At 31.4% G+C, this 7,163-nt stretch carries 11 protein-coding genes; 2 read left to right on the forward strand and 9 right to left on the reverse strand.

Annotated elements, in window-relative coordinates:
* Positions 1-150: 150 nt before the first annotated feature.
* From BMZ04_RS21525 to BMZ04_RS21545, 5 genes are all read right to left on the reverse strand, one after another.
* Positions 151-624: a GNAT family N-acetyltransferase gene (locus tag BMZ04_RS21525; protein ID WP_177184547.1), complete on the reverse strand. Its 474-nt coding sequence runs from the start codon at positions 622-624 to the stop codon at positions 151-153.
* A gap of 147 nt (positions 625-771) precedes the next feature.
* Positions 772-1,269, reverse strand: a complete 498-nt coding sequence (locus BMZ04_RS21530; RefSeq protein WP_093277736.1) for a hypothetical protein — start codon at positions 1,267-1,269, stop codon at positions 772-774.
* A gap of 157 nt (positions 1,270-1,426) precedes the next feature.
* The gene (locus BMZ04_RS21535) at positions 1,427-1,663 is read right to left on the reverse strand and encodes a hypothetical protein (RefSeq protein ID WP_093277705.1); all 237 of its coding nucleotides are present in this window, start codon (positions 1,661-1,663) and stop codon (positions 1,427-1,429) included.
* Between the two features lie 324 nt (positions 1,664-1,987).
* Positions 1,988-2,602, reverse strand: a complete 615-nt coding sequence (locus tag BMZ04_RS21540) for a GNAT family N-acetyltransferase (RefSeq protein ID WP_093277710.1) — start codon at positions 2,600-2,602, stop codon at positions 1,988-1,990.
* A gap of 327 nt (positions 2,603-2,929) precedes the next feature.
* Entirely contained in the window at positions 2,930-3,121 is a 192-nt protein-coding gene (locus BMZ04_RS21545; RefSeq protein ID WP_093277713.1) for a hypothetical protein, read from the reverse strand.
* A 453-nt stretch (positions 3,122-3,574) separates the two neighbouring features.
* Between BMZ04_RS21545 and BMZ04_RS21550 the strand changes: the two genes are divergently transcribed.
* A complete protein-coding gene (locus BMZ04_RS21550; RefSeq protein ID WP_093277717.1) occupies positions 3,575-3,868 on the forward strand; it encodes a hypothetical protein in 294 nt (97 codons plus the stop codon).
* Between the two features lie 74 nt (positions 3,869-3,942).
* Entirely contained in the window at positions 3,943-4,314 is a 372-nt protein-coding gene (locus tag BMZ04_RS21555; protein WP_093277720.1) for a hypothetical protein, read from the forward strand.
* 243 nt (positions 4,315-4,557) lie between these two features.
* Here BMZ04_RS21555 and BMZ04_RS21560 read toward each other — a convergent pair whose 3' ends face one another.
* From BMZ04_RS21560 to BMZ04_RS21575, 4 genes are all read right to left on the reverse strand, one after another.
* On the reverse strand, positions 4,558-5,067 hold the full coding sequence (locus BMZ04_RS21560) for a DUF3916 domain-containing protein (RefSeq protein WP_093277725.1): 510 nt from the start codon (positions 5,065-5,067) through the stop codon (positions 4,558-4,560).
* A 188-nt stretch (positions 5,068-5,255) separates the two neighbouring features.
* On the reverse strand, positions 5,256-5,759 hold the full coding sequence (locus BMZ04_RS21565) for a ClbS/DfsB family four-helix bundle protein (protein ID WP_143128341.1): 504 nt from the start codon (positions 5,757-5,759) through the stop codon (positions 5,256-5,258).
* Between the two features lie 256 nt (positions 5,760-6,015).
* A complete protein-coding gene (locus BMZ04_RS21570) occupies positions 6,016-6,630 on the reverse strand; it encodes a CPBP family intramembrane glutamic endopeptidase (RefSeq protein WP_177184548.1) in 615 nt (204 codons plus the stop codon).
* 311 nt (positions 6,631-6,941) lie between these two features.
* The coding region (locus BMZ04_RS21575) for an IS3 family transposase (RefSeq protein ID WP_143128342.1) at positions 6,942-7,163 on the reverse strand (222 nt) is incomplete at its 5' end.

Genomic DNA, 7,163 nt, shown 5'->3' on the forward strand with positions numbered 1-7,163 from the left:
ACCTCACCTAATTAATTTCTCTTGGATTAAACTAACCTGCTTCTATATAGAGGCTGTCTGCTGACAGGCTTGTTCTGCTAAAGCACCCGTTAGTTTAAGTGAAACTATTCACATTTTCTCAAAAAGCTTATTTGAACAACAACTACACTATTAAAAATCTAAATTCATTTTTCTACTCACTGTAGACATTCCAAAACTCTCATAAAAAGAAATTGCTTTATGGTTAAACTCCCATACATTTAATTCTAATGATGCTGCACTATTAATTTTTGACCAATCTACACACGCTTGGAATAAAGCACTTCCAATTCCTTCTCTTTGGTAGTTGTTTTTAACTCCAAAATCATTCATATAAGCATATTTTCTCGGTGTCATAGACTCAAATGAAGGGGACTCTTTTAGTTCCATTACAGCAAACCCAACCACATTTCCCTTTAATTGAGCAACCAAGATTTCACAATCTGGGTTTTCTAGTAATTGTAGAAAATAATTATCTGGCATTACTTGTTCAACCTTTTGAAAAATATGCGGTAATGCTTCAGAATGTTCATCTTGTCCTTCTTTGACAATAGAATTTATCGTTTTAAAATCTTCTATTTTAGCTGACATAATATTTATTGTCATATCCATCCCCCTCATCTACCTACTATTATAATTTTTTCCTCAACTAGTTTACTTCGTAGATCAAATAAAAAAGAGTTACCTCTGGCAACCCAACGTTCTTTAACTAAAGCACCCGTTAGTGAAAGAGGGTCTGCCATCTTTTGAAGTTTAATCAAACCACTTTTCCTCATCAGAATTCCATTTATTTTTATGTAAGTCAAAGGATTTATCGTCATCGTGGAAACCGAAATAGGTAGGTAATTTTATACTTAGCCCATCTACTTTATTCCAACACGCAACAAACCATTCCACAATGGCTTGTTCTTCAGCTTTAGATATTATCTCATCATTCTGTTCATGAAACTCCCAGAACTCGTCTGACTTATCATTAGGAAGTTCGTAGTATTGCATATCTCCAAGTAATTCGTGACTACCTGCAAAAATACTACTATCGTTTCCTTCGTAAAAAACTTCATTTGCTTCTCTGTCCATAGAAAACATCATAATGGAAAGGTCGAATGGTTGAATAAAAACCGAGAAATCTAATAAATCTATTTCATTGTAATACTTAAAACCAAGTATTTCTCTTATATTTCGAATCAACTTATCAGAGTTCTTTTCAAGATTTTCTTTTAACGAGCTAATGTATTTTTCTATTGTAAACAACTTATTCACCTCAAACTCCTATTAAATTTTCAATAAGTATTTTTATCATTTAACGCTAAAAACTAGGTCTAAAAATATTGTACTCGTTTTTCAACTAACCTGCCGCGTTAGTTCAATAAGAAAAAATGCTTTACCCCTTCTTGAAGTAAAGCACCCGTTAGTTCAATTTCCTGTTTCTTATTTTAACGATTCGTTCCACACTAAATCCAACTACTAACCCGATAGCAATTGGAAGTAATGCAATTTCTGCATCAAGAATCGAACCGTCTTTTAATGGCTCATTTTGAAACATTTTGAACTCTAATGCAGCTATATTAAATATAAAGCCTATTACATAAAGTAATACCATTGTTCCTAATGATGATAATAGTGGAAGCAATAAATTTTTATTCATAAAAGACCTCCTTTTTATTTTATAATTGTAAATACGTTCCAAAGCGTAAAGAGTTACAAAATAATCCCCTAAATAAATTCTACTTATTCAACTAAACTGCACCTTTAGTTCAATAAGAAAAAATGCTTTACTCCTTCTTGAAGTAAAGCACCCGTTAGTTAAAGAAGCGATGCCGGAATACTCTACCCCTTAATTCGATAAGAATATGGTGTTACTCTTAATTTAAAGTCTAAACTATTTCTTCCTCAGTTGGATAGCTAACATGTTATTCTTCTATTCTATGCAAGGTTTCCTCCATTTCCCTCAATCTTTCAAAAGAAATCCTTATCTTTTTACATACTTCAAAGACAAAAAATTATTGATTCCAATTTTCTTGGCTATCTTTTTCGCAATAGGCTTTCTTTTGTATTCTTCAAAACCCAGTTTCTTATACAATCGCATTGCCGGTGTATTTGTATCTGCAACTTCTTCAATGACGTAATCATTGTACGGTGTATTTTCTATGATATGTTGGATGATTTGAGATGCTACACCCTGTCCACGGAATTTCGAAGCTGTTCCAACAAATTCAACTGATCCAGTATTTGGAGGGAAGTTTTCATAAGGAGCTTCAAATTCTTTTTTTAAAAAGATTCCTGCCATGCTTCCCTTGAAGAAACCTAAGTGCTTTCTCAACTCTTTTTTATTTAATCTTACCGATCTATTTTTTCCATCTGTACATGCCGTAACTCCAGCAATTTCGCCATTTGCCATAGCTACATAAAATTGATCTAAAATAAACATATGAGCAAAAGCCTTTGCAATAACGTTTTTATCTTTGGAAAAAAAGATAAGCCATTGTGTAAAGCCATCCGCAAAAGTTTCAGACATTTGCGTCCTTACATCTAAATCAACTTCATCGGCTTTTACAATTAGAAACTTATTACCTCCAGATTTCATATAACATTTCCCTTTCATTTTTAATGAATGAATATATTTTCAATATAAATTCATACGACACATCTTCAAATTATATTCATCAATCTGGCCCTTTAATTAAACAATACAGCTGGAATTTAAGGGGCAATAGAAAAAAACTATATTAATACAGGGTTTTATCAAACTTTGTTTTATTACTGTGATAGTAGTTCCTTCTTCCACTAATCTGCTTCGTTAGTTCAATAAGCAAAAGTCTTTCCTATGGCAACTCCATAATCTTTTGCTAAAGCACCCGTTAGTTGAATAAGAAAAAAGCGATTCATTTTAGGAATCGCACGTTTGGTTTGTTTAATTAGATTGTGACTTCCTTAGTATTTTAATAACAACTCCAACTACTCCAATTAACCCACCAATTGCCAAAGAAGATGCTGCAAACAAAGGTTCTGAAGAAAGTGATTCAATAAGTATTCTATACATACTAACAACAAAAATAAGTAAACTACATACAAGTGTAAAAATTAACCTATCTTTATTTTTCATTATTCAACCCTCCAAAAGTAAATAATCCCCTATTTCAAAAGTTAGCATTAACATCTTTTTGCGTTAACAATTACTTAAACTATATATGTTTTGGAAATAAAAATAGACCACCGAATTTGATGGTCTTGTTTAACTAAAGCACCCGTTAGTTGAATAATAATTTTCCAATTTATTTTCATCTAACTTACGCTAAAATCCTAACATAAACTATAAGAGAACCTAATTATGAGAGACATTAAGCGTTTATTTGGTTATCTAAGTCTTCTGAGCGCTACTCCCAAGCTTTTCTTTTTGACTTAACACCAAATTCATTACATGTGTTAAAAAATTATAGAAAACAGAGATAGTAATAAGAGTTATAAAACAATTAATTTATTATTTTTAGTTTCTAGTTGTATGTCTATATATTTATTTTCTTGTGAATAAGCTAGTAATAGAAGAGAGGTGATAAAAATGAGTAAAGTATGGAGAAACATTAGAAATGATTCAAATAGAAATAACCAATCAGAATCTCGCAGTAAATCTAATAATGACATAGACAACGACAATAAATTACGAAATGACAATGATACAGATGTAGACACTGACTTAAGAAATGAAGATAAGAATGTAAACGTAGCAAAAGTTATTAATAGTGGAAATGCTAGAATATGGATAGACATTGATGTAGATTCTGATTCCCGTTCAAGAGTTAAAGCAGAATCCGATGCTGATTCTGACCAAGAACAAAGCCTAGACGTAGACTAATATCTTTGGATTGGTGGGATAGTAGACTTAACAGCTATCCCACTTACTAATTAGAAGAGAGGAGTAACAAATTAATGGACTACTATCCAAGGAAAATATTATCTAAAACAAAATTATCTAAAACTAATTCCTTTATTTCTGATATAGATACAAACAAATCCTCAATTAGTCAAAGTGGTAATTCTGACGTTGATATAAATGTAAATGTGAATATTGACACAACATCAATAGCTTATGCTTATTTATGTTCAATGCTAGCTACTAAAAAGATGACAAATGACGAGTTTGAAACTGCAATTCGGAAATTGGAAGAATTAACTAATCGAGATTCAAACAGATTAGAAAAAGATAATGTATCTAATGTAAAAATATTAGATGAATATAAGCAATATAAGCAAAACAAGCAAAACATTAGATATAATAATAATAATAACTGGGGAATTTAACTTTTAGATTCTCCTATACATAATTATAACTTTTGTTAACTCAGACAAAAGAAAAAGACTAGTTTGACTCCACATTCACATGACTTCAGAGACATTATATTCCTTTATTAATACGGCTTTAAAAATTCGGATATATTCAAAGATTCCTTCTTAAACTAACCTGCTATAGTTTAAGAAGATAAAAGGCTTTACTCCTTCTTAAAGTAAAGCACCCGTTAGTTGAATAAGAAAATAATATTAAGCCTACTCTAATTCGCCTATAAACCAAATTTCTCTTTTATAAATTTCCCCATCTTCATCGGTTACTTCTTCTTTAAATCCTAAGACATTCATATCTTTGGGGATATTTATTCTCCAATCACTCTCAAAATTTCTTTCTTTGGACAGGGGAATCCATTTTTGAAATTCGTCATTTCTATTAAAGAACCCCTCGAAGTGAGAATCACCAGCAAACACTATAATTTGAGAATCAAACAATGCTTGGAAACTAATATAAACCACCACTCGACACTTATCAGGAGTATTAGGTTTGATTTCAATCAAATGTTTAGCCCGTTCTAATAAAGTCTGGACACAAAGTCTCTTAATTCCAAAAGGAATCCTATCGGAATCAATAAAACCTTGGGAAATTGGTAAATGAAGATGCCAATACCCATTATAAAAATCCAAAGGAAAATCAGAAGTTTCCTCCCAGATTCGCTTTATCATATTTCTTGTTTTTCGCTTTAAACCCCTTAACTTCTTATTACGCATTTTTATCTCCTATCTATTTTCCTTTCAATTTAACCTTTTTTGTTTAATATATAGTTGCTAATTTTCCCCGTTTCCTTATTCAACTAACCTGCCCATTTAGTCTTACAAAAATTCTTTACCCCTTCTTGAAGTAAAGCACCCGTTAGTTTAAGTGCATAATTTCACAAACTTGTCCTTCTCCCCTTCTTTTATATAGAATTTGCAATAACTTCGCATTTTTTTATAGCCCAAATGTAATGATTGGAAGTGTTTGCTGCAAAATAGCTGTATAAATTACTTGTCTTTGTCCACTTATAGTATTTTTTTGTTATGATTTCTTCATTGGTATGTGATTTAATTAAATCCATTACTCTTTCATGGCTTAACTTCAGTTTTTTTATAGCTTGATTTAATGCTACATCTTGATAGTTTTCCCAAATTTGCATATTAAGTAACTTGATATTACTCCATTTATAACCAGGTGCTGGCATAAAAGGAATATCCCCATCCATACCTTCTCTATACCATCTCTCAAGCATTACATGCCATTCATACAGATGCATTAATACATCACGAAAATTCTTATCTCTTTCTGGAGTTTCAATAGAAACGCCTCTTTTTCTGCTAGGTACAGATTCAATTATTTCAAGCAATGATTTAAGATTTTTGTCACAATTCAGTAATAGAATTTCCTTTGCACTTTCCGCTATCATGATAATTTCCTCCTTTTTACTATATATTAAAATAAGTATGTATGGTCCTAGATAAGATTTTAGAAAAATTAGAGGTAAAGTTAACAAATTGTTGATTTGAGTAAATTTCATGTTTTTTAATTAACCTGCCTTTAGTACAATAAGAAATAAGGCTTTACCCCTTTGAAGTAAAGCACCCGTTAGCTTAATAAGAAAATGTCTAACTTATTCTTTATAGAATGAAATCAAAGTAGGTTTATACATTATCTCAAAGTCACTATCCCAACAAAAATGATATTAAAATAATGCTAAATAAATTAGCAATAAAATGCGAAATAGCACTTATCCACGCATTGTTTGTTTTATAAAATATCACACCATATAAAACACTATTTATAATGATAAAGAAAATATCATAAGCGACTACAATAAGATTCCCATCCACAATGTGACCAAATGCAAATATTATGGATGTAACAATTAAAGTAGGTATTACTGGCAGTGCTTTACTCAATTGCTTTTGAAAAAAAGCCCTCCACGCAATTTCTTCACCCAATGCTAAAATAGCAAGTTGAAGGACGAGAAACATTATCTTATCTAACGAAACAACAAACTCCGTTCTTCCATAAAGATGTTCTATGTATTCGGGCAAAACTAATTTTGCCAACACAATACAAACAACATTCAAAATGAGTGGTAAAAAAACCCAAAAATAAATTGTTTTGTTTTTCAGACTCGTTCCAATTGCTTTTGCATTTAGTCCAGTGTCAGCAGCAACATTTTTTTCTAAATTACCATTAATAAAGAAAAACACAATACCGATAATTATAGATATCCCAGCAATACTAAACCCCCAAAAATTAGCAAATGAAACAGCGGTCATAGCTATCATTGCAATTAAACACATTTTTTTATATTAGCCAGTTTTAACTCTCCTGTCCTATAAATTATCGTTATATCGTAGTAATATTTTTAAACTAAACCACCTCTAGTTGAATAAAATAAAAGGAAACTACTTTTAGTATACTCTCTCAGATTATCCTTCAGTTTGTATCTATTTCTATATGGTTTCAGAAATATCCTTCTTAAACTAAACTGCCGCGTTAGTTCAATAAGAAAAAATGCTTTACCCCTTCTTGAAGTAAAGCACCCGTTAGTTGAAGGCACTGACTATCCTATTTGAGACAGGAATAAAACACCCTATTATGCGTATTGAACCGGCGATTGGCTGTTTAGTTTCGTTTGAATACGGATATTGTTATAATAAGTAATGTATTCTTCGACGATTTGTATCACACATGCATTCGTTGTGCGATAGATACCGTCGAGGTAGAACGTTTCAGACTTTAGCGTGGAATGAAACGTTTCGATTGGGGAATTATCAGCTGGCGTGCCTTTGCGGGACATGCTCATGGTAATTCCTTT

It is taken from the genome of Psychrobacillus sp. OK032, assembly GCF_900111345.1.
Taxonomy (GTDB): Bacteria; Bacillota; Bacilli; order Bacillales_A; family Planococcaceae; genus Psychrobacillus.

Coding starts and splice junctions, on each gene's coding strand:
- BMZ04_RS21525 (WP_177184547.1), bottom strand. CDS start 624: ATGACAATAAATATTATGTCAGCTAAAATAGAAGATTTTAAAACGATA.
- BMZ04_RS21545 (WP_093277713.1), bottom strand. CDS start 3,121: ATGAAAAATAAAGATAGGTTAATTTTTACACTTGTATGTAGTTTACTT.
- BMZ04_RS21540 (WP_093277710.1), bottom strand. CDS start 2,602: ATGAAATCTGGAGGTAATAAGTTTCTAATTGTAAAAGCCGATGAAGTT.
- BMZ04_RS21560 (WP_093277725.1), bottom strand. CDS start 5,067: ATGCGTAATAAGAAGTTAAGGGGTTTAAAGCGAAAAACAAGAAATATG.
- BMZ04_RS21565 (WP_143128341.1), bottom strand. CDS start 5,759: ATGATAGCGGAAAGTGCAAAGGAAATTCTATTACTGAATTGTGACAAA.
- BMZ04_RS21570 (WP_177184548.1), bottom strand. CDS start 6,630: ATGATAGCTATGACCGCTGTTTCATTTGCTAATTTTTGGGGGTTTAGT.
- BMZ04_RS21535 (WP_093277705.1), bottom strand. CDS start 1,663: ATGAATAAAAATTTATTGCTTCCACTATTATCATCATTAGGAACAATG.
- BMZ04_RS21555 (WP_093277720.1), top strand. CDS start 3,943: ATGGACTACTATCCAAGGAAAATATTATCTAAAACAAAATTATCTAAA.
- BMZ04_RS21550 (WP_093277717.1), top strand. CDS start 3,575: ATGAGTAAAGTATGGAGAAACATTAGAAATGATTCAAATAGAAATAAC.